This is a genomic window from Streptomyces sp. AC555_RSS877, assembly GCF_019049245.1.
Classification (GTDB): Bacteria; Actinomycetota; Actinomycetes; order Streptomycetales; family Streptomycetaceae; genus Streptomyces.
The window spans coordinates 1-22,175 of the sequence record NZ_JAGMUK010000032.1; the positions used below are offsets into that span (position 1 = coordinate 1).

At 70.5% G+C, this 22,175-nt stretch carries 19 protein-coding genes; 9 read left to right on the plus strand and 10 right to left on the minus strand.

Annotated elements, in window-relative coordinates:
• Positions 1–102: 102 nt before the first annotated feature.
• Positions 103–5,085, minus strand: coding sequence for an ATP-dependent helicase (locus tag KUM49_RS14985; protein ID WP_217237328.1), 4,983 nt, complete (start codon positions 5,083–5,085; stop codon positions 103–105).
• Positions 5,086–5,413: 328 nt separating this feature from the next.
• On the opposite strand from KUM49_RS14985, the gene KUM49_RS14990 reads away from it, so the two are divergent.
• From KUM49_RS14990 to KUM49_RS15000, 3 genes are read left to right on the plus strand one after another with little or no spacing between them, the layout of a single operon-like run.
• Positions 5,414–6,292, plus strand: coding sequence for an AraC family transcriptional regulator (locus KUM49_RS14990; RefSeq protein ID WP_217237435.1), 879 nt, complete (start codon positions 5,414–5,416; stop codon positions 6,290–6,292).
• Positions 6,277–7,029, plus strand: a complete 753-nt coding sequence (locus KUM49_RS14995) for an AzlC family ABC transporter permease (protein ID WP_217237329.1) — start codon at positions 6,277–6,279, stop codon at positions 7,027–7,029. The genes KUM49_RS14990 and KUM49_RS14995 overlap by 16 nt, the downstream gene beginning before the upstream one ends.
• Positions 7,026–7,334 (plus strand): AzlD domain-containing protein, encoded by a 309-nt coding sequence (locus KUM49_RS15000; protein WP_217237330.1) that lies wholly within the window; start codon positions 7,026–7,028, stop codon positions 7,332–7,334. The genes KUM49_RS14995 and KUM49_RS15000 overlap by 4 nt, the downstream gene beginning before the upstream one ends.
• Before the next feature lie 100 nt (positions 7,335–7,434).
• Here the strand turns inward: KUM49_RS15000 and KUM49_RS15005 are convergent, their stop codons facing one another.
• Positions 7,435–8,379 carry a hypothetical protein gene (locus KUM49_RS15005; RefSeq protein ID WP_217237331.1) on the minus strand — a complete coding sequence of 315 codons (945 nt, stop codon included), beginning with the start codon at positions 8,377–8,379 and terminating at the stop codon, positions 7,435–7,437.
• A gap of 80 nt (positions 8,380–8,459) precedes the next feature.
• Here KUM49_RS15005 and KUM49_RS15010 point away from each other — a divergent pair, with 80 nt between their 5' ends.
• From KUM49_RS15010 to recX, 4 genes are all read left to right on the plus strand, one after another.
• Positions 8,460–8,654: a DUF3046 domain-containing protein gene (locus KUM49_RS15010; protein ID WP_217237332.1), complete on the plus strand. Its 195-nt coding sequence runs from the start codon at positions 8,460–8,462 to the stop codon at positions 8,652–8,654.
• A 60-nt stretch (positions 8,655–8,714) separates the two neighbouring features.
• Positions 8,715–9,968, plus strand: coding sequence for an AI-2E family transporter (locus KUM49_RS15015; RefSeq protein WP_217237333.1), 1,254 nt, complete (start codon positions 8,715–8,717; stop codon positions 9,966–9,968).
• 404 nt (positions 9,969–10,372) lie between these two features.
• Positions 10,373–11,500 carry a recombinase RecA gene (recA, locus tag KUM49_RS15020; protein ID WP_217237334.1) on the plus strand — a complete coding sequence of 376 codons (1,128 nt, stop codon included), beginning with the start codon at positions 10,373–10,375 and terminating at the stop codon, positions 11,498–11,500.
• A gap of 3 nt (positions 11,501–11,503) precedes the next feature.
• Positions 11,504–12,397 carry a recombination regulator RecX gene (recX, locus tag KUM49_RS15025; RefSeq protein ID WP_217237335.1) on the plus strand — a complete coding sequence of 298 codons (894 nt, stop codon included), beginning with the start codon at positions 11,504–11,506 and terminating at the stop codon, positions 12,395–12,397.
• 114 nt (positions 12,398–12,511) lie between these two features.
• Here recX and KUM49_RS15030 read toward each other — a convergent pair whose 3' ends face one another.
• The 7 genes from KUM49_RS15030 to KUM49_RS15055 form a co-directional block, all read right to left on the minus strand.
• The gene (locus KUM49_RS15030) at positions 12,512–13,063 is read right to left on the minus strand and encodes a cysteine dioxygenase family protein (RefSeq protein WP_217237336.1); all 552 of its coding nucleotides are present in this window, start codon (positions 13,061–13,063) and stop codon (positions 12,512–12,514) included.
• A gap of 81 nt (positions 13,064–13,144) precedes the next feature.
• Positions 13,145–13,306, minus strand: a complete 162-nt coding sequence (locus KUM49_RS50685; protein WP_374200155.1) for a putative leader peptide — start codon at positions 13,304–13,306, stop codon at positions 13,145–13,147.
• A gap of 7 nt (positions 13,307–13,313) precedes the next feature.
• Positions 13,314–14,942 carry an FAD-dependent monooxygenase gene (locus KUM49_RS15035; RefSeq protein ID WP_217237337.1) on the minus strand — a complete coding sequence of 543 codons (1,629 nt, stop codon included), beginning with the start codon at positions 14,940–14,942 and terminating at the stop codon, positions 13,314–13,316.
• A gap of 177 nt (positions 14,943–15,119) precedes the next feature.
• Entirely contained in the window at positions 15,120–16,031 is a 912-nt protein-coding gene (locus KUM49_RS15040) for an amino acid ABC transporter permease (protein WP_217237338.1), read from the minus strand.
• Complete coding sequence (locus KUM49_RS15045; protein WP_030038910.1) at positions 16,028–16,702, minus strand: amino acid ABC transporter permease; 675 nt, start codon at positions 16,700–16,702, stop codon at positions 16,028–16,030. The genes KUM49_RS15040 and KUM49_RS15045 overlap by 4 nt, the downstream gene beginning before the upstream one ends.
• Positions 16,703–16,795: 93 nt before the next feature.
• Positions 16,796–17,641, minus strand: coding sequence for a glutamate ABC transporter substrate-binding protein (locus tag KUM49_RS15050; protein WP_217237339.1), 846 nt, complete (start codon positions 17,639–17,641; stop codon positions 16,796–16,798).
• Positions 17,642–17,731: 90 nt separating this feature from the next.
• On the minus strand, positions 17,732–18,508 hold the full coding sequence (locus tag KUM49_RS15055; protein ID WP_217237340.1) for an amino acid ABC transporter ATP-binding protein: 777 nt from the start codon (positions 18,506–18,508) through the stop codon (positions 17,732–17,734).
• 288 nt (positions 18,509–18,796) lie between these two features.
• Here KUM49_RS15055 and KUM49_RS15060 point away from each other — a divergent pair, with 288 nt between their 5' ends.
• Complete coding sequence (locus KUM49_RS15060; protein ID WP_217237341.1) at positions 18,797–19,483, plus strand: response regulator transcription factor; 687 nt, start codon at positions 18,797–18,799, stop codon at positions 19,481–19,483.
• A 9-nt stretch (positions 19,484–19,492) separates the two neighbouring features.
• Positions 19,493–20,884 carry a HAMP domain-containing sensor histidine kinase gene (locus tag KUM49_RS15065; protein ID WP_217237342.1) on the plus strand — a complete coding sequence of 464 codons (1,392 nt, stop codon included), beginning with the start codon at positions 19,493–19,495 and terminating at the stop codon, positions 20,882–20,884.
• A gap of 161 nt (positions 20,885–21,045) precedes the next feature.
• Here KUM49_RS15065 and KUM49_RS15070 read toward each other — a convergent pair whose 3' ends face one another.
• Entirely contained in the window at positions 21,046–22,035 is a 990-nt protein-coding gene (locus tag KUM49_RS15070) for a TAXI family TRAP transporter solute-binding subunit (RefSeq protein ID WP_217237343.1), read from the minus strand.
• Positions 22,036–22,175 lie beyond the last annotated feature (140 nt).

Consider the following 22,175-nt stretch of genomic DNA (forward strand, 5'->3'; position numbering starts at 1 on the left):
GTCTGGTGCGGGCGTGAGCGGTGTGGTGCGGGGGTGGGCTGGGCTGTGTGGGCTGTGTGGGCTGTGTGGTGCGGGGTGGGCTGTGACGGCATTTTGTCGGGTTCATGCACGAAGTCGAAGGCCGCGTGGGGTGGCGATGAAGCCCGCCCCTTCCAAGAGGGTGCCGATGGGGGATGTCAGGGCCGAGGCGCCGTTGACCCTCTCGACGGTGACGGTGCCCAGGGAGCCTGCCTTGGCCGCGGTGGCCAGGGCCTGGGCCGCCTCCTGGAGACGTGGATCGTCGGTGGCGGTGCCGACCGGGTCGGAGGGCCAGGCCAGCAGGGTCTTGCCGCCCCGCTCCATATAGAGAGTCAGCTCACCGTCGACGAGCACTACCAGGGAGCCCGCCTTTCGGCCCGGCTTGTGGCCGGCGTCCGTCGGGGGATCGGGCCAGGGGAGAGCTGCGCCGTATGCGTTCGCGGGGTCGGCGGCGGCCAGGACGACGGCTCGGGAGTCGGGGGTGCGGCGGGTTGAGGAGGGGGAGGCGTAGGGGCCGTAAGCCGGGCCGGCCGGTGGTGGGAAGTCGCGGGGGGAGGTCCACTCGCTCCGCGCGGTGGGAGCGGGGGAGAGCCAGTCGTCGGTGAAACCGGTGTCGAAGGTGGCGGGACCCTGGTCTGTGTGGCCGTCGGTCGGACTCGGCCCTTCGGCCGGGTGGGGGGCGGGTGACGCGAAGGGGTCGGATGCCAGGTCGGTGGGGGAGTCGAAGGGGGTTGGAGCGAAGGGGGCGGTCGGCGTGGAAGGAGGGTGTGGGCCGAAGCCGTCTTGGGAGCCGTCGGGCGGGGCCGGGGGTGGCAGGGTTTCGCCCCGGTCGCGGGCGTTGGCCACCGCGCGCAGGCGGTCGACCGCGCCGTCCATCGCGAACTGCGCCGCGCCGAGTCCTTCCACCACGTAGCCACGTCGTGCCTGGCCGCTGTCCTCGAAGGCGGACAGGATCCGGTACAACGCGGAGAAACCGCCCTCGACGCCTTCCGCGGAGACGGCTCCGCGGGTCACCACGCCGTGCCGGTCGAGAAGGACACGAGCCAGGGCGTGGGCGCGCACGGTGAGATCGGCCTCGCGGTCCGGGAGCAGGGACCAGCGGCCGGCGACGGTCGGAGGGCCGGTGCGGGACGCGGGGCGGGCGGCGGCCGTGAGGGAGCCGTACCGCCCGCGCGGGACGGTCCGCTTGGCGCGGTGGGCCGTGGAGCCGGCGGTGCGGCCCGAGCCCAGGAGGGAGCGCATGGGGGTGAGCGTGTCGTTCGTGAGCCGTCCGGACCACGCCAGGTCCCATACGACGTCGGCCAGTTGGGGATCGGTGGCCTCGGGGTGGGTGGTGGCGCGGACGTGGTCGGCGATCTGCCGGAAGAACAGGCCGTAGCCTCCGGAGAGGGCGTCCAGGACGGACTGGTGCAGCGCCGTCAGCTCCAGGGGGTGGGCCGGCGGGAGGAGCAGGGGGGCCGCGTCCGCCACGTACAGCGAGACCCAGCCGTCCTTGCCCGGGAGGGCTCCCGCGCCGGCCCAGACGATCTCTCCGGCGGCGGTGAGCTCGTCGAGCATCGCGGGGGTGTAGTTCGCGACGCGGGACGGCAGGACGAGCTTCTCCAGGGCGGACGCGGGAACGGATGCGCCCTGCAGCTGCTCGACGGCGCGCACCAGTCCGTCGATGCCACGCAGGCCGTGCCCCTTGCCGATGTGCTGCCACTGGGGGAGGAACTGGGCGAGCGCCGGCGGCGGCACCGGTTCCAGCTCGTGGCGCAGGGCGGCGAGGGAGCGGCGGCGGAGGCGGCGCAGGACCGTGGCGTCGCACCATTCCTGGCCGATCCCCGCCGGGTGGAACTCGCCCTGGACCACCCTGCCCGTCGCCGCGAGCCGCTGCAGAGCGCCCTCGGTGACCGCCACGCCCAGGCCGAAGCGGGCCGCCGCGGTGGCCGAGGTGAACGGGCCGTGGGTGCGAGCGTAGCGCGCCAGGAGGTCGCCCAGCGGGTCCTTGACGGGCTCCATGAAGGCTTCCGGGACGCCTACCGGCAGTGCCGTGCCGAGCGCGTCACGCAGACGGCCCGCGTCCTCGATCGCCGCCCAGTGGTCGGCCCCGGCGACGCGTACCCGGATCGCGCGGCGGGCGCCGGCCAGCTCCTGGGCCCACTGTGGGTCGGCACCCCGCGCGGTCAGTTCGGCCTCCTTGAGCGGGCCGAGCAGCCGCAGCAGATCGGCGACGCCTTCGGCGTCCTTGACGCGGCGGTCCTCGGTGAGCCACTGGAGTTCTTGCTCCAGCTCGGTCAGCACCTCGGCGTCGAGCAGTTCGCGCAGTTCCGCCTGGCCGAGGAGTTCGGCCAGCAGGCGTGAGTCCAGGGAGAGGGCGGCGGCGCGGCGCTCGGCGAGCGGTGAGTCCCCCTCGTACAGGAACTGGGCGACGTACCCGAAGAGGAGGGAGCGGGCGAAGGGGGAGGGCTCGGGGGTGGTGACCTCGACGAGGCGCACCTTGCGGGATTCCAGGTCTCCCATCAGCTCGACCAGGCCGGGGACGTCGAATACGTCCTGAAGGCATTCGCGGACCGCCTCCAGGACGATCGGGAACGACCCGAACTCACTCGCCACCTGGAGCAGTTGGGAGGCACGCTGGCGCTGTTGCCACAGCGGGGTGCGCTTGCCCGGGTTGCGGCGCGGCAGCAGCAGGGCGCGGGCGGCGCACTCGCGGAAGCGGGCCGCGAAGAGGGCCGAGCTGCCCACCTGGTCCGTGACGAGCTGGTCGACCTCGCCCTTGTCGAAGACGACGTCCGCCGCCCCGACGGGCGCCTGCTCGGCGTCGTACTCCGTGCCCGCCCTCATGGGCTCCTGATCGAGCAGGTCCAGGCTCAGCAGGTCGGCGTCGGGCAACCGCAGGACGATGCCGTCGTCGGCGTGCATGACCTGGGCGTCCATGCCGTACCGCTCGGAGAGCTTGGCGCCGAGCGCGAGCGCCCACGGGGCGTGCACCTGGGCGCCGAAGGGGGAGTGCACGACGACCCGCCAGTCGCCGAGCTCGTCACGGAAGCGCTCCACGACGATCGTGCGGTCGTCGGGGACGTGGCCGCACGCCTCGCGCTGCTCTTCCAGGTAGGACAACACGTTCTCAGCGGCCCAGGCGTCCAGGCCCGCGGCGAGCAGGCGGAGGCGGGCGTCCTCCTTGGGCAGCGAGCCGACCTCGCGCAGGAACGCCCCCACCGCGCGGCCCAGTTCGAGCGGGCGGCCCAGCTGGTCGCCCTTCCAGAAGGGGAGCCGGCCCGGCACGCCGGGCGCGGGGGAGACCAGGACGCGGTCCCGGGTGATGTCCTCGATGCGCCAGGAACTGGTGCCGAGCGTGAAGACGTCGCCGACCCGCGACTCGTAGACCATCTCCTCGTCGAGCTCGCCGACCCGGCCGCCGCCCTTCTTGGGGTCGGAACCGGCGAGGAAGACACCGAAGAGGCCGCGGTCGGGGATCGTGCCGCCCGAGGTGACGGCGAGGCGCTGGGCGCCGGGGCGGCCGGTGATCGTGCCGGCGACGCGGTCCCAGACCACGCGCGGGCGTAGCTCCGCGAAGGCGTCGGACGGGTAGCGGCCGGCGAGCATGTCGAGGACGGCCGTGAACGCCGATTCGGGGAGTGCGGCGAAGGGGGCGGCCCGGCGGACGATCGCGAGCAGGTCGTCGAGCTGCCAGGTGTCCATCGCGGTCATGGCGACGACCTGCTGGGCCAGGACGTCCAGCGGGTTGGCGGGGACCCTCAGGGACTCGATGGAGCCGGTGCGCATGCGCTCGGTGACCACTGCTGCCTGGACCAGGTCGCCGCGGTACTTCGGGAAGACCACGCCGGTGGAGACCGCACCCACCTGGTGGCCGGCGCGCCCGACCCGCTGCAGGCCGGAGGCCACCGAGGGCGGGGACTCCACCTGGATGACGAGGTCCACGGCACCCATGTCGATGCCCAGTTCGAGGCTGGAGGTCGCCACCACCGCGGGGAGGCGGCCGGCCTTGAGGTCCTCCTCGACAAGGGCGCGCTGTTCCTTGGAGACCGAGCCGTGGTGGGCGCGGGCGATCACGGGCGGGGCGCCCTGGGCCGCTCCGGAGCCTCCCATGAGTTCGGCGGGGGCGTGGTGTTCGTCCAGGGGTTCGCCGGTGGCTCGCTCGTAGGCGATCTCGTTGAGCCTGTTGCACAGCCGTTCAGCCAGGCGGCGGGAGTTGGCGAACACGATCGTCGAGCGGTGGGCCTGGACGAGGTCGGTGATGCGCTCCTCGACGTGCGGCCAGATCGAGGGACGCTCCGCGCCTTCGGAGCCGTCGGCTACCGGAGAGCCGCCCAGTTCGCCCAGGTCCTCGACCGGGACGACGACCGAGAGGTTGAACTCCTTGCCGGACTTCGGCTGGACGATCTCCACCTTGCGGCGGGGGGAGAGGTAGCGAGCGACCTCGTCGACCGGGCGGACCGTGGCCGAGAGGCCGATGCGACGGGCCGGCCTGGGGAGCAGTTCGTCCAGGCGCTCCAGGGAGAGGGCGAGGTGGGCGCCGCGCTTGGTGCCGGCGACCGCGTGGACTTCGTCGAGGATGACCGTCTCGATGCCGGTCAGTGCGTCGCGCGTGGCCGACGTCAGCATCAGGAACAGGGACTCCGGGGTGGTGATCAGGATGTCCGGAGGGCGGGTGGACAGGGCGCGGCGTTCGGCGGGGGGTGTGTCGCCGGAGCGGATGCCGACCTTGACCTCCGGTTCGGGCAGGCCCAGGCGGACGGACTCCTGGCGGATGCCGGTCAGAGGGCTGCGGAGGTTGCGCTCCACGTCCACCGCGAGGGCCTTCAGCGGGGACACGTACAGGACTCGGCAGCGCTTCTTGGGGTCGGCGGGTGGGGGTGTGGAGGCGAGCTGGTCCAGTGCCGCGAGGAAGGCGGCCAAGGTCTTGCCGGAACCGGTGGGGGCGACGACCAGCACGTCCGAGCCCTCTGCGATGGCCTGCCACGCGCCTGCCTGGGCGGCGGTGGGCGCGTCGAAGGCGCCCGTGAACCAGCTGCGGGTCGCGGGGGAGAAGGCTTTGAGGGCCTCGTGTGCGGAGCTGACCATGTGTCCATCCTGCACCCGGGGACTGACAATGCTGCTGACCTGGGAGGATGGTGCGTTGGGCTCCGTGAACCTCATGCCTGCGGCGGCCTGGGGGCTGGGTGGGGGTGCGCGGGTAGCGCCTTGTGCTTTGTGGGTCGGGGCCGTGTCGGGGGGTGTCCGTCCTCGGAACGGCGCGGAATCGGTTGCCCATCGAGGTGCTCGCGTTGACGCGCCAACCGCTGCGGGCGGACACCCCCCGGCACGGCCCCTTGCCGCCGTACGCGCCTGGCGGTGCGCGGTGTCCGAGCCGCCTGCCGGGGTGGTGGTCGGCGTGTCGGAAGATGGGGGCATGGCGGGTTCGGGTGAGAGGGCACGGCACTGGCAGTATGCCGAGCTGCCAGGGGTCGATCTGTTGCGGGCCCGGTATATCCGAAAGGCGTTCGTACGGCATACACACGAGCACTTCGTCATCGCGGCCATCGCCGACGGGGTCGAGGTCTTTCATCATCGGGGTGCCGACCAGTACGCGGGGGCGGGGGCGCTGGCCCTGATCAATCCGGATACGGCCCATACGGGACGTGCCGGCGTTCCCGACGGGTGGCGGTACGGGGCCGTTTATCCGTCGTCGGAGGTGGTGGCGGAGATCGCTGCCGAGACCACCTTGATCCGGGGGACGCCGGGATTCGTCCGGCCGGTGCTGGACGACCCGTATGCCGCGGGGCTGGTGCATCAGGTGTTGCGGGCCGCAGAGGAGGGGAACGCGCTGGCCGCCGACACGTTGCTGCGGGTTGCCGTGACGCGGCTGCTCCGGTTGAACGGCGGGACGCTGCCGCAGCGGGACGTACGGACAGCCGGTGCCCGGGTCGCGGAACGCGCGCGTGCCGTGTTGGAGGAGCGGATGGTCGAGCCGCCGACGCTGGAAAAGCTGGCCGGTGAGCTGGGGACCAGCCCGTTCGCGTTGCTGCGGGCGTTTCGCGATGCGTACGGGATGCCGCCGCATGCCTGGCTGACCGATGCGCGGGTGCGCCGGGCGAGGCGGCTGCTGGATGCCGGTACGACTCCGGCCGAGGTGGCCGTCGCGGTGGGGTTCACGGATCAACCGCACCTGAATCGGCACTTCACGCGGATCGTGGGCGTGCCTCCTGGGGCGTACCGGCGTGAGCGCAAGAACGTACAAGACGAGCGGGGGCGGCTGCTTCTACCGTTGGACGGATGGCAGAGCAGATAGATCTCATGGACATGCGTGAGGGAGCGAAGCCCGACTCCGCCGTGGTGAGGGATGCCCTGGGGGTCGGAATCGCCGTCGGGCTGTCCGGGTTCGCCTTCGGGGTGACCTCGGCAGGGAGCGGGCTGACGGTGTTGCAGAGCTGTGCGCTCAGCCTGCTGGTCTTCACGGGGGCGTCGCAGTTCGCTTTGGTCGGGGCCCTTGCGGCGGGCGGCAACCCGCTGACGGCGGCCGCGGGGGCGTTCTTCCTCGGGACGCGCAACGCGTTCTACGGATTGCGGCTGTCGCAGTTGCTGGCCCTCCCGCGCGTGGTGCGTCCGTTCGCCGCGCAGTGGGTCATCGACGAGACGGCGGCCGTGGCGCTGGCGCAGCCCACGCGACGCGGTGTGCGGATCGGGTTCGCCGTGACAGGGCTCAGTCTGTACGTGCTGTGGAACCTCACAACCCTGCTGGGCGCGCTGGGCGCCGAGGCCATCGGGGACACCGACGCCTGGGGGCTGGACGCGGCCGGGCCCGCGGTCTTCCTGGCCTTGCTGGCGCCCATGTTGATCACCGCCGTCGAGCGGGCGGTCGCCGCGCTGGCGGTCCTGCTGGGACTCGGGCTGCTGCCTGTGCTGCCCGCCGGCGTCCCCGTTCTGGTGGCCGCGCTCGCGGCGCCGGCCGTGTTGTGGGCGGATGGCCGTCGTAGGGGCGCCGACCCTGACGGCGTACAGCGTGATGGCCTGGAGGGAGATCGTTGAACATCTGGATCGCGATCGGTGTGACCGCCCTCGGGTGCTACGCCGTCAAGCTCGCCGGGCTTCTCGTGCCCGCCGGTGCCCTTGAGCGGCCTCTCGTCAGGCGTCTGGCCGCCCTTTTGCCCGTGGCCCTCCTGGCTGCGCTCACGGCCCAGCAGACCTTCGCCGACGGGCAGGCTCTGGTACTGGACGCGCGGGCCGCGGGACTCGCCGCGGCTGCCGTGGCGCTGGTTCTGCGCGCCCCCTTCCTATTCGTCGTCGCGGCCGCCGTGCTGGTGACCGCCGGGGTGCGGGCGATGGGTGGGTGATCTGTCGCAGACTCGCGTGTCGCAGGGCTCCAACGCGTGTGTGCGTCATGCCACCCGGACCGGTTTTTCTGGTGGGGGTATGCGCAGGACAGCTGCTGTTTCAGCCCAGGAGACGGCCGTACGCCCGCAGGGTGCGCAGCGCATCGAGCGTCACCAGGGGGCGGGCTTCCAGGGCTGTGCCCGGAGCCCACTGGCGCCGGCGGACCGGCCAGCCGCCGTCCTCCTGCTGTTCGTCCGCGAGGAAGTCCAGCGAGCGCGCCATCTCGTCGTCCGTGAACCACGCGCGCGCCAGAGAGGTCGGTGTCTTCGCGTAGTCGTGCGGGAAGTGGTGCTCCCCGGGGGCGTAGTCCGGCGCGACCGCGGACGCGTCGAGTCGCTCGGGGTCCAGTACCGCGAGGCGGTGTTCGCGCACCAGACGGCCGAGGCGGTCGGCGACCGCCTCCGCGCGCGGGCGGTCGGGGACGGCATCCAGGAAGGCGACGGCGGCCTGGATCTCGTACGGGTGGGACTGCTCCAGGGACTGGACCGCCTGCCAGCAGAAGTCCGTGGCCCGGAAGAGCCACGCGTGCCACACCTCGTTGCGGTGCAGGAGGCCCACCACTGGTCCGGTGGCGAGGAGTTCGCTCGGCGGGTCGTCCAGGATCGGGAGGAAAGGGGCCGCCGGGTAGCCGCGCTGGCTGGGATGGATCGCCGGCAGTGCGCCGTCCGGCGTGGTCACGGAGGTCAGATAGCGGCACACGCGCTCCACGCGCTGTCCGCCGCAGCGCCCGATGGCGTCCAGGACCCGCAGGGCGTGCCCGGTGTGCAGTGGCTGGCTGACCGGGCCCCGCAGATCGGGTTCCAGCGCGTGGCCGTACCCGCCGTCCTCGTTGCGGTACGCGTCCAGCGCCGTCTCCACCGGGTCGGCGCTTCCCTTCAGGAAGTGATACGCGAAGAGGCGCTGCTCCAGCACACGTGCGGTGAGCCAGACGAAGTGCTCGGCGCGTGCGAGTGGGGAGTGCGCCGGGGGCGTCGGGGGGAGTGGGGAAGCTCCTGTTTCGGCCATGCGTCAGACCGTAGGGCGGAAAGCGGTCTCGGCAAGCGGTCCCGGCTCAGGCCCACCCTCAGGGGCGGGATACTGAAGTCATGCGGTTGACGGTTTTCTGGGAGCGGATGACGGACCACTTCGGTCCGGGCTACGCCGACACCTTCGCGCGCGATCACGTGATGGCGGAGCTCGGCGGGCGCACGGTGAACGAGGCGCTGGACGCCGGCTGGGATGCCAAGGACGTGTGGCGTGTGGTTTGCACCGTCATGAACGTTCCGTGGGAGAAGCACTGATCCGTCACGAAGATCGAAGGACGGTAACCGATTGTCAGTCACGTGGGCGAGACTTGCACCGTGGCACCAACTGACGAGACCGATCAGGTCACCGAGCAGGCATCCCCGTTCGGCACGACGCCGCCCAACAGGCCCCCGGCCGCAGGCGCCGCCGGGCCGAACGCCCGTATGCCGCACTGGCTTCCCCGCGCCATGGTGCTCGCGCTCGCCCTCATCGCCGTGTTCCAGCTGGGCAGTTGGGCCTTCCACCAGCTCACCAGCCTGCTGATCAACATCCTCATCGCGTTCTTCCTGGCCCTGGCCATCGAGCCCGCGGTGAGCTGGATGGCCTCGCGCGGGCTGCGCCGGGGACTGGCGACCGCGCTCGTCTTCCTCGGCGTGATGATCGTGGCGGCCGGTTTCGTCACGCTGCTCGGCTCCATGCTGGCGGGCCAGATCATCAAGATCGTCGAGGACTTCCCGGAATACCTCGACTCCGTCATCAACTGGATCAACACGCATTTCAACACCGAGCTGAAGCGCGTGGACGTCCAGGAGGGCCTGCTCCGGTCCGACTGGCTGCGCAACTACGTGCAGAACAGCGCCACCGGCGTCCTGGACGTGTCCGCCCAGGTCCTCGGCGGGCTGTTCCAGCTGTTGACGATCTTGCTGTTCTCGTTCTACTTCGCCGCCGACGGGCCCCGGCTGCGCCGCGCGCTCTGCTCCGTCCTGCCTCCCGCCAAGCAGGCCGAGGTCCTGCGCGCGTGGGAGATCGCCGTGAACAAGACCGGCGGTTACATCTACTCGCGCGGGCTGATGGCCCTCATCTCCGGCGTCGCGCACTACATCCTGCTCGAGGCGCTGAGCGTGCCGTACGCGCCCGTGCTCGCGGTGTGGGTGGGGGCGGTCTCGCAGTTCATCCCCACGATCGGTACGTATCTCGCGGGCGCCCTGCCCATGCTGATCGCCTTCACGGTCAACCCCTGGTACGCGCTGTGGGTGCTGATCTTCGTCGTGGTCTACCAGCAATTCGAGAACTACGTGCTGCAGCCCAAGCTGACCTCGAAGACCGTCGACATCCACCCCGCGGTCGCCTTCGGTTCCGTCATCGCCGGGACTGCCCTCCTCGGTGCGGTCGGCGCGCTGATCGCCATCCCGGCGATCGCCACACTGCAGGCCTTCCTCGGGGCGTATGTGAAGCGGTACGCCGTCACGGACGACCCCCGGGTCCACGGGCACCGGAGACGTGGGGCGGAGGACAGTCCGTTCAGGCGCCTGCGTGCGCTGTGGACGCGGCGACCGGGGGCGGAGGACTCCGGCGACCGTTCCTCGTGATCGCGGGACCCAGGCGGCGTACAGGCCGAGGCCGACCTGATGTGGGCCGTCGATCGGCCATGGGCGGCTTCTCCGCCCGGTGCCAGGGGAGCGGCGCCTGTGCGGTCCCGCCCGGCTGGGTCACGACGACACCCGAAGCCACTGCTCATCTGCGGTTGCCAGCCCTCGACGGCAGAGACCGAGACGTAGCCTCGGAAGTGCCGCGTGGTGCGCTTGACACGAAAATCGAACATCCATTCTTATGAGGGCTCCGGCCGAGACTCTCGGCGGGGCTTTCGACCCGGTTTCGGTGGATAAGTGCCCGAGTTATCCACAGGCCGGACGGGCGTCGAGGCGCATTGTCAGTGGCAGGCGTTAGCGTCTTTGACGTGAAGCGATCGACTCAAGCAAACCGGGTGGAACCCATGGCAGGAACCGACCGCGAGAAGGCGCTCGACGCCGCACTCGCACAGATTGAACGGCAGTTCGGCAAGGGCGCGGTCATGCGCCTGGGCGAGCGACCGAACGAGCCCATCGAGGTCATCCCCACAGGGTCGACCGCACTCGACGTCGCGCTCGGCGTCGGTGGCCTGCCGCGCGGCCGTGTCGTGGAGGTGTACGGGCCGGAGTCCTCCGGTAAGACGACCCTGACCCTGCACGCCGTGGCCAACGCTCAGAAGGCCGGCGGCCAGGTCGCGTTCGTGGACGCGGAGCACGCCCTCGACCCCGAGTACGCGAAAAAGCTCGGCGTGGACATCGACAACCTGATCCTGTCCCAGCCCGACAACGGCGAGCAGGCTCTGGAAATCGTGGACATGCTGGTCCGCTCCGGCGCTCTCGACCTGATCGTGATCGACTCCGTCGCCGCACTCGTCCCGCGCGCGGAGATCGAGGGCGAGATGGGTGACAGTCACGTCGGTCTCCAGGCCCGTCTGATGAGCCAGGCCCTGCGGAAGATCACCAGTGCGCTCAACCAGTCCAAGACCACCGCGATCTTCATCAACCAGCTCCGCGAGAAGATCGGTGTGATGTTCGGCTCGCCGGAGACCACGACCGGTGGCCGTGCACTGAAGTTCTACGCCTCGGTGCGGCTCGACATCCGACGTATCGAGACGCTGAAGGACGGCACCGACGCGGTCGGCAACCGCACCCGCGTCAAGGTCGTCAAGAACAAGTGCGCCCCGCCCTTCAAGCAGGCCGAGTTCGACATCCTCTACGGGCAGGGCATCAGCCGTGAGGGCGGCCTGATCGACATGGGCGTGGAGAACGGCTTCGTCCGCAAGGCAGGCGCCTGGTACACGTACGAGGGCGACCAGCTCGGCCAGGGCAAGGAGAACGCGCGCAACTTCCTGAAGGACAACCCCGACCTGGCCAACGAGATCGAGAAGAAGATCAAGGACAAGCTGGGTGTCGGCGTCCGGCCCGTGGAGCCGGCCGCCGAGCCGGGCGCGGACGCGGTGGTCTCCGCAGCCACGGACGACGCCGGTAAGACGGTGCCCGCTCCGGCGGTGGCCAAGGTAGCCAAGACCAAGGCCGCGGCGGCCAAGAGCTGATCCGTGACACGGCGAACCGACTGGTCCGAGTACGCCGCCCATCCGGACGCTCCGGGTGAGCGGGGCGGGGGAGGCGACGGGGGCATCGCCGGAATGAGCGGCGACGCGGTCCATGACGCACAGGGGGACTTTGCCCGCACGGCGTCGTACGGCACGAGGGGGTCGTACGACGACGAGCCGGGCGTCGGACAGTGGTCTGACGGGGTTCACGGGGACAGGGCGGACGGCGGCTCCCCGGCGTTCGGCGCGGATTCGCCGGTGGGCGGTTCGCGCCGGGGCGGCGGGGCACGGGGCACTGGTGGCTCACGTGGGCGTCGTCGGCGCGGCCGCGCGGAGTCGCCAGGAGAGGACGGCGGCGTCTCCTTCTCGTCTGGGGACACGAAGGACGAGCCTCCGAGGGATCCGGTCGAGCAGGCACGGGCGATCTGTCTGCGCCTGCTCACCGGTACCCCGCGCACGCGGAAGCAGCTCGCGGATGCCCTGCGCAAGAGGGAGATCCCGGATGACGCCGCCGAGGAGGTGCTGTCGAGGTTCGAGGAGGTCGGGCTGATCAACGACAGCGCGTTCGCGGAGGCCTGGGTGGAGTCCCGGCACCACGGCCGTGGGCTGGCCCGACGGGCGCTCGCCCAGGAGCTGCGGACCAAGGGCGTCGACTCCACACTGATCGACGACGCCGTGGCACAGGTCGACTCCGAGCAGGAGGAGGCGACCGCGCGCGACCTTGTCGCCCGCAAGCTGCGCTCCACCCGCGGCCTCGACCGCGACAAGCGACTGCGTCGCCTCGCCGGCATGCTCGCCCGCAAGGGCTATCCCCAGGGCATGGCCCTTCGGGTGGTCCGGCAGGCGCTGGAGGAGGAGGGCGAGGACACGGAGTTCCTCGGTGACGAGGGGTTCTGAGGGGTGGTGTGGTTCACGCCCGGACACATGGATGCGCGGGGGCGCCCATCCACACCCGCTCCAGCAGCTCGTCGATACCGACCGGGCGGCCCGCCTGCCGTGTGACTGCCGACCTCACTGCCAGTCCTCCGGCCGCTCCACGTGCTCCAGGCGCAGGATCGGTCCGCTGCGGCTGTAGCGGCGGATCTGCGGCAGGGGCGGGTAGTAGGCGTGTACGGAGATCGCGTGGTGTTCGGTGGACTCGTTGAGGACCTCGTGGACGTGGTGGCGGCCGAAGGCGCGCCCCTCTCCGGCGGTCAGCCGGCGCTCCCGGTCCACGCCTTCGCTCAGTTCCAGCGTCTTCCAGCCGTCGGAGGGCAGCCGGGCGGCGAGCGAGTGCTCCTTGAGCTCACCGGACGCGGTCAGGAAGGCGCCGACCGACTCGGCGTGGTCGTGCCAGCCGGTGCCGCTGCCGGGCGGCCACCCGATCAGCCAGGCCTCGCTGCCGCCCGGCCCTTCCAGCCGCACCCAGGTGCGGCCCTCCGGGTCGAGGGGGAGCGAGGCGATCAGCTCGGCGTCGGCGGCCGTATGCCGCACGAATGCGAGGAGATCCGCCTGTGTGGGCACGGAGGCAGCGGAACCGGGGGAGACAGCGGAACCGGGGGAGACAGCAGGGAAGACAGACACGGGCACCGTCCTGAAGAGCGTTCGCGTGGAGCGCGCGTCAACGCAGAAGCGGCGCGCGCCAAGGTGAAGAGGAATGCGAATTCAGCAGGACGGGCGACACATGCAGCCCGCGTAGCGGACGAGGTCCACATGGACCTTCCGCCACAGGTGCACACAGGTGTCAGTCACGATCCGGAGTAGACCATGCCGGTGCAGACCGGTCAACTCACTGTCACTATGTGGACGCACCGTGACAGTGAGCACCAGTGGGTCACCGGGAGGCGGCGCCCGCCTTGGCTTCAGCGCCCGCCCGTGCGGGCCCGCCCAGTGCCGCCTCGGCCGCCGCGTACAGGTCGGCCGGCCGGACCCCGGTCAGAGCCGTGACGAGGTGCCCGTCGGGTCGTACGAGAAGGACGGTGTGCGGGGCCGCGCCGGGGTACTCCTCGGCGACCAGCAGCTCGGCGGTGTGCGGCAGTGCGCTCACCGCCGCCGCCAGCCTGGGCATGATCCCGGCGGTCACCCAGTGCTTGCGCTCCCACACGCCGGTGCCCGGCGCGATCAGTACGACGAGCAGCGCGCCGCGGCCGAGGCGGTCCCGCAGCCGTACGAAGGAGCCGTCCTCCGCCGTCACCCGCACGTCGGTGACCGGAGCACCGGGCTCCGTGGCGACGAGAGCCTCGCCTTCGAGGTGCCGGGGTGCGAGCGGTGAATGGGCGTACGCCCCCGGCGCACCGAGCGCGCCGCGCCCCAAGTGACCGTCCGTGAGCAGCGCGTCGTGGCCGCGGGCCGAGCCGGGGACGTAGGCGCGCAGGTTCCCGGCTCCGCGCAGCAGCGGCATGGCCTGGTCGGCGGCGCGCAGCCGGGCGGCGACGACCGCGCGCCGCTCCGCCTGGTAGCTGTCGAGCAGGGCCTCGTGCGGCCCGTGATGCCAGGCAAGCGCCAGCTTCCAGGCGAGGTTGTCGGCGTCCTCGAGCCCTTCGTCGAGGCCTTGCGTGCCGAGCGCGCCGAGCAGGTGGGCGGCGTCCCCGGCGAGGAAGACCCGACCGGAGCGCCAGCGGCGGGCCAGGCGGTGATGGACCGTGTGGACGCCGGTGTCCAGGAGTTCGTACGGCGGTGTCGGGCCGCCGGTCCAGCCCGCCAGGGTCTCCCGGACGCGGGCCACCAGAAGCTCGGGTGTGACCAGGTCCTTGCCCGGCGGCAGCAGCCAGTCGAGACGCCACACCCCGTCCGGCAGGGGGCGCCCGGTGACCTCCCCGACCGAGGGGCCGGTCGTGCGCCACGGCGGCATCCTGTGGAGCAAGGCCTGGTCGGGCCAGGGGAGTTCCGTGCGCAGCGCCGCCACGGCGTGTCGTTCCACCGCCGTACGGCCCGGGAAGCGGATGTCCTGGAGCTTGCGCACCGTCGAGCGGGTGCCGTCGCAGCCGACCAGGTAGCTCCCCCGCCACCAGGTGCCCTTGGGGCCACGGGTGTGGGCCGTGACGCCCGAGGATTCCTGCTCGACGGCGTCGAGACGACTGTTCACGGCGATCTTGACGAGGCGCTCACCTGCGAGGGCGGCGCGCAGGGCGCTGGTCAGTACGTGCTGGGCGATGTGCAGAGGGGACGGACCGGCGTCGTCCTCGGCGTCGGTGTCACCCCCGAACGTGACCTCGCGCATCACCTGCTTGCGCCGCATCGACCGCCATCCGGCCCAGTGGGCGCCGGCCTCGTCGAGCGGCACGCCGGTCAGCCGCTCCATGAGGGCGGCGGTGTCCTCGCGCAGTACGACGGTGCGCGCGAGGCGTGGTTCGTCCTTGCCCGGCCCCTCGTCGAGGACGACGGACGGCACTTCCTGACGGGCCAGAGCCAGGGCCAGCGTGAGCCCGACGGGCCCCGCGCCGACGATGATCACCGGGTCCACGGCGCGGCGCCCCCTGCCCGCAGCGGTGTCCCGAGGGACGTGGGTGAACAGGAAGTTGGCGCAGAGTGCACGATCACAGAACGTATGCAACCCATTGCCGGTGCTTGCGTCAAGTGACGGAGGGCAGTGGCGATCATGCCACTGCCCTCCGTGTCGTTCAGGTCACTTGACTGATCATCAGACGCCGCCCCCTCCGGCGCCGGTGCCGAAGGTGCCGCGCACCTCGGCGGCGTTGAGCTCCTCCACGTCCTCCTGGCCGAGGACCACGCCCGTGCCCTTCTTGCTGCGCCGCAGCCTGCGCTCCAGCCAGCCCGCGAAGGTGGTGAGGATGAAGTTGAGCACGATGTAGATGACCGCCACCACGATGAAGCTGGGGATGACGTTGGCGTAGACGGCCGCGAGCGTGCTGCGCGTGTTGAGCAGCTCGGTGAAGCCGATCATCACGCCGCCCAGCGCGGTGTCCTTCACGATGACCACGAGCTGGCTGACGATGGCCGGCAGCATCGCGGTGACGGCCTGCGGCAGCAGGACGTTGGTCATCGTCTGCCCCTTGCGCAGCCCGACCGCCATCGCGGCCTCCGACTGACCCCTCGGCAGGGACAGGATGCCGGCACGCACGATCTCGGCGAGGACGGAGGCGTTGTAGAGCACGAGGCCGGTGACGACCGCGTACAGAGGGCGGTCCTCAGTGCTGACGCCCGTGTAGCGAGCGAAGAACTCGTTGGCGAACAGCATCAGCAGCAGCACCGGGATGGACCGGAAGAACTCGACCACCGCACCGGCCGGAACCCTCACCCAACGGTGATCGGACAGGCGGGCGATGCCGAAGACCGCGCCCAGCGGGAGGGCGATCACCATGGCGAGCGCCGCTGCCTTCAGCGTGTCGGCGAGCCCGGGCAGCAGATACGTCGTCCAGGCCTCCGACTCGGTGAACGGCTTCCACAAGGCCCAGGTCAGCTGGTTCTTTTCGTCCATGGTCCGCCAGACCCACCACAGGAGCAGGACGAGCAGGACGAAGAAGACCACCGAGAACAGGATGTTGCGCCGCTTGGCGCGGGGCCCCGGAGTGTCGTAGAGGACGGAGCTCATCGCTTCACCGCCAGTCGCTTGCTCAGCCAGCCAAGGATGAGGCCGGTCGGGAGGGTCAGTACCACGAACCCGAATGCGAAGACGGCGCCGATGAGCAGCGTCTGGGCCTCGTTCTCGATCATTTCCTTCATCAGGAAGGCGGCCTCGGCCACGCCGATCGCGGCGGCCACGGTGGTGTTCTTGGTCAACGCGATCAGCACGTTGGCCAGCGGGCCGATGACCGAGCGGAAGGCCTGAGGCAGGATGATCAGTGACAGGGTCTGGCTGAAGCTCAGACCGATGGCGCGTGCCGCCTCGGCCTGGCCGAGCGGCACCGTGTTGATGCCGGAGCGGATCGCCTCGCAGACGAACGCCGCAGTGTAGGCGACGAGACCGAGCACCGCCAGCCGGAAGCCCTGGACCTTGAAGTCGGAGGCACCCATCGTCATGCCGAAGATGTCGGCGAGACCGAGCGAAGTGAAGAGGATGATGACGGTCAGGGGGATGTTCCGGACGATGTTGACGTAGGCGGTGCCGAATCCGCGCATGAGCGGGACCGGGCTGACCCGCATCGCGGCCAGGAGGGTGCCCCAGACCAGGGAGCCGACGCCGGAGAGGGCGGTGAGCTTCACCGTCATCCAGAACGCGCCCCAAATGCTCGGGTCGTCATAGTCTGAAAGAAAGTCGAACACGATCTCCCGCGCTTCCGGGGTCGGTGGCGTACGTGGACAGCGCGGCGTGCCGTCGCCCTGATCGCGATCGGCGACGGCACGCCGGGGATCGTGCTACTTGACGATGTTGCCGATCTTCGGCGCCGGCTCGTTCTTGTAGCCGGCCGGACCGAAGTTCTCCGTGACCGCCTTCTCCCACGCGCCGTCGCTGACCATCTTCTCGAGAGCGTCGTTGATCTTGTTCACGGTCGCGGTGTCGCCCTTCTTCACACCGATGCCGTAGTTCTCGTTGCTGAGCTTGAGGCCGGTGAGCTTGAACTGGCCCTTGTACTGGTCCTGCGCGGCGAAGCCCGCGAGGATCGAGTCGTCCGTGGTCAGCGCGTCCACGGAGCCGGCCTGCAGGCCGGAGATGCACTCCGAGTAGCCGCTCAGCTGCTTCAGGTTGGCCTTCGGAGCGATGTCGTCCTTGACGTTCTGCGCCGAGGTGGAGCCGGTCACCGAGCACAGGTTCTTGCCGTTGAGGTCGGTGCCCTCGGTGATGTCCGAGTCGGCCTTGACCAGCAGGTCCTGGTGGGCCAGCAGGTACGGGCCGGCGAAGTCGACCTTCTTGGCGCGCTCGTCGTTGATCGAGTACGTGGCCGCGATGAACTTCACGTCGCCGCGGGCGAGGGCGTTCTCGCGGTCGGCGCTCTTGGTCTCGACGAACTCGATCTGGTTGGGCTCGTAGCCGAGTTCCTTGGCCACGTACGTCGCCACATCGACGTCGAAGCCGGAGAAGGAGCCGTCGGGCTCCTTCAGGCCCAGACCGGGCTGGTCGTACTTGATGCCGATCTTGATCTTGTCGCCGCCACCGGAACCCGAGCCGCTGTCGCTGTCGCCGTCGTCGCTGCCACAGGCGGTGGCGGTCAGGGCGAGGACGAGTGCGGTGGCCGCCGCGGCGGAGACCTTGCGGAGCTTCATGGTGAACATCCTTTGTGTGGTGAGGAGAGTGCCGTCGTTGCGGGTGGCGCGGGCCGTCGGTGGCGCGGTCGCGTCAGTGATCCGGATGCGTCAGTGGTGCAGGATCTTCGACAGGAAGTCCTTGGCGCGGTCGCTGCGCGGGTTGCTGAAGAACTGGTCCGGCACAGCTTCTTCGACGATCCGACCGTCCGCCATGAACACCACCCGGTTGGCGGCCGAACGGGCGAAGCCCATCTCGTGGGTGACGACGATCATGGTCATGCCGTCGCGGGCGAGCTGCTGCATGACCTCCAGCACCTCGTTGATCATCTCCGGGTCGAGCGCGGATGTGGGCTCGTCGAACAGCATGACCTTGGGGCCCATGGCCAGGGCACGCGCGATGGCGACACGCTGCTGCTGGCCACCGGACAGCTGTGCGGGGTACTTGTCCGCCTGGTTGGCGACACCCACTCGGTCGAGCAGCGAGCGGGCCTTCTCCTCGGCCGCCTTCTTGTCGGTCCCGCGGACCTTGACCTGGCCCAGCATCACGTTCTCGAGCACGGTCTTGTGTGCGAACAGGTTGAAGGACTGGAAGACCATCCCCACGTCTGCGCGCAGCCGGGCCAGCGCCTTGCCCTCCTGGGGCAGCGGCTTGCCGTCGATGGCGATGGTGCCGGAGTCGATCGTCTCCAGGCGGTTGATGGCGCGGCACAGGGTGGACTTCCCGGACCCGGAGGGCCCGATGACCACGACGACCTCGCCGCGGGCGATCGTCAGGTCGATGTCCTGGAGCACGTGCAACGCGCCGAAGTGCTTGTTGACGCTCTTCAGGACGACCAGTTCTCCGGTCGCGGCCGCATCTTCCTTGGCCACCGATACTTCGGTCATCGCTTTAGGGCTCCGTCCTCCTCGGTTTCGGAGGACAGTAGTAACCACTCGCGACCAGCGTCATTACATCTGAGGGGAATCTGAGCATCACGATCCGATAGCAATCGGACACATGTCGTAGCACTTGCGAGCTGGGCGCGTATCGGCCGGGTAACGGAAGCTGCGCGCAACCGGAACCCTCTTGACGTCGTCCTCATCCATCAGCGTGACTGCCATGTGCACGCGCGCGCGTGCCCACGTTTTTGTACACATCCCGATCGTACGTCCGATGAACCGAAGGGGGCCCGGATGAGACTGCTCCTCGTCGAGGACGACAACCATGTGGCGGCCGCCCTGTCCGCGGTCCTGGCGAGGCACGGTTTCGACGTCACCCACGCCCGCAGTGGCGAGGAGGCCCTGCAGGCCCTCGTCCCGGAAGTCGACGGCTTCGGAGTGGTCCTCCTCGACCTGGGCCTGCCCGACCAGGACGGCTACGAGGTCTGCGGCAAGATCCGCAAGCGCACGAGCACCCCGGTGATCATGGTGACCGCGCGCTCGGACGTCCGCTCCCGCATCCACGGCCTCAACCTCGGCGCCGACGACTACGTGGTGAAGCCGTACGACACCGGGGAGCTGCTGGCCCGCATCCACGCCGTGGCCCGGCGCACCGCCCACGACGACGCCCCGGGGGCGAGCGAGACCGGCCTGCGCCTCGGCCCGGTGCACATCGAACTGCCCACCCGCCAGGTCAGCGTGGACGGTTCGGTCGTCCAGCTGACCCGCAAGGAGTTCGACCTCCTGGCCCTGCTGGCCCAGCGCCCCGGTGTGGTGTTCCGCCGGGAACAGATCATCAGCGAGGTGTGGCGCACCAGCTGGGAGGGGACCGGCCGCACCCTGGAGGTGCACGTGGCGTCCCTGCGCGCCAAGCTGCGGATGCCGGCACTCATCGAGACCGTACGCGGCGTGGGCTACCGGCTCGTCGCCCCGGGCGCGTAGCGGGGCCGGGTGCGCACACGCCTGCTTCCGCTGCTCATCGTCCTGATGGCGGCCGTTCTGCTCGCCCTCGGTGTCCCGCTCGCCATCAGTGTGGCCGCGGCCCAGCAGCAGAACGTGATCGTGGACCGGATCGACGACACGGCACGCTTCGCGGCCCTCGCCCAGTACGTCACCGACCCGCCCGGCGAGACGAACGAGCGCAAGGACACGCTGGGCATCGAACTCGCCAGCTACCACGACGTCTACGGCATCCGGGCGGGCGTCTTCTACCGCAACGCCACCCCCATGGCCAAGGCGCCCTCCACCTTCGTCCTCCCGAAGGAGGGTGAGGTCCGCCAGGCGTTCGGCGAGGCGCTGCTCAGCCGGCGCAGCCACGATCCGAAGCAGGTGTGGCCCTGGCAGCGCCACCGTCTGGTCGTCGCCTCGCCGGTCATCCGGGACGGCGACGTCGTCGCCGTCGTCGTCACCGACTCACCCACCGGGCAGATGCGTTCGCGGATCCTGCACGGCTGGCTGGTCATCGGAGCGGGGGAGATCGCCGCCATGCTGCTGGCCGTGGGCGCCGCGCTACGGCTGACGGGCTGGGTCCTGCGACCCGTGCGCGTCCTGGACGCCACCACCCACGCGATCACGAGCGGGGCCATGAAGTCCCGCGTCGCGGTCGCCGGCGGACCGCCGGAACTCAGGCGCCTGGCCCGGTCGTTCAACGAGATGGCGGACAACGTCGAGGACGTCCTGGAACAGCAGCGCGCCTTCGTCGCCGACGCCTCGCACCAGCTGCGCAACCCCCTCGCGGCGCTGCTGCTGCGCATCGAACTGCTCGCCTTCGAACTCCCGGAGGGCAACCAGGAGATCGCCTCGGTCCAGGCCGAGGGCAAGCGTCTGGCACAGGTCCTGGACGACCTGCTCGACCTGGCCCTCGCCGAGCACACCGAGGCGGACCTCAGGGTCACCGACATCGGCGCCCTCACCTCCGAGCGCGTCGCGGCCTGGACACCGACCGCCGAGGCCAAGGGCGTACGGCTGGTGGGCATCTGCCCGCCCACCACAGCCTGGGCCGACCCGGTCACCCTCTCCAGCGCGCTGGACGCGGTGATCGACAACGCGGTGAAGTTCACGCCGAAGGACGAGACCGTCGAGGTCACGGTCGCCTCCGACGGCAGCACCTCCGTCGTCGTGGTCACCGACAACGGCCCCGGCCTCACCGACGACGAACTCACGCGCGTAGGCGACCGCTTCTGGCGCAGCGGCCGCCACCAGAACGTCAAGGGCTCCGGCCTCGGCCTGTCCATCTCCCGCACCCTCCTCGCCGCGGGCGGCGGCTCGATCACGTACGACCACCACGAGCCGCACGGGCTGACGGTGACGGTGCGAGTGCCCCGGTCGGGTCCCACTACGTGAGGTTCGGTACGCCGGGCTACGACGGGCGACCCAGGCGCAGCGCGTGTTGTGAGGGTGCGCGCCGGGCCGCGCGGTGAGGCTTCCTGCGACAGCCGACGAAACGTTCGTACGACGCGTGCGCGCCATCTCCTACGACGCGCGCGTGGGGTCGTCTACGACGTCTACGGCTTGACCGAGCTGTAATACCGCTGCGCACCCTCGTGCAGGTCCAATGGGTCCGTGTAGATCGCCGTGCGTACGTCGACCAACTGGGCGGAGTGGACGCGCTCGCCGATGTCGTCCCTGCTCTTGAGTACGGCCCGGGTCAACCACTCGGTGAGCCTAGGGTCCACGTCCTTGCGGGTGATCAGCAGGTTGGACACCGCGATCGTCGCCACCGTGGACCCCTTCTGGACCGAGGGGTAGGCCGACTCCGGCATGTTGGTGGCGCGGTAGTAGCGAGACGCCCCGCCCTGTTGGTGCAGCTTGGCGACGAGATCGGTGCCGATCGGCACGAACCGGAAGGCGTAGGTGGCGGACAGCTTCCTCAGACCCTGCGTCGGCAACCCGCCCGACCAGAAGAACGCGTCGATCTCGCCCCGCTTGAGCCGGGCCGGGCCGATGTCGATCCCGTCGGACAGCGGGGTGATGTCCTTCTTCGCGTCGATGCCCGCCGCCTTGAGCACCCGGTTGGCGATCAGCCGCACGCCCGAGTGGGGTGGCCCTATGGCGACCCGCTTGCCCTCCAGGTCCGCGACCGTCCGGACGTCCGAGTCACTCGGGACGACGAGCTGGACGTAGTCGTCGTACAGGCGGGCGACACCGCGCAGCCCGTCGGCGTCGGGGCCGGTGTACGCCTCCACGGCGTCGGCCGCCGCGATGGTGAAGTCGGCGCCGCCGGTCGCCACGCGCGCGACGTTCTCCTGCGAGCCGTCACTGGTCATCAGCCGCACCTTGAGATTCGGCATGTCCTTGTCGAGCTCGCTGCGCAGTCGCCACCCGTACTCCTGGTAGACGCCGGCCTTCGTCCCCGTACTGAACCTGATCGTCCCGCTCGGAGGTGCCTCGCCCAGAGGCACCAGCCACCACAGCAGCAGCCCGAGCGCGACGAATCCGGCGGTCGCGCCCTGCAGGGCCCGGCGCCTGCCGATACGGGGGAGCACTCTGGACATGCGGGCGATCCTGCCAGCCGGGACGCCGTGCTGACCAGGGGCGGCGTCACAGGGGGCGGGGCGGGAGGGGTGCCGGGCCGGGGTCTGGAGGGACGGCGGCCGGTGCTGCCGTATGCGCCGGGGGCGGGGCGGGGTCCTGG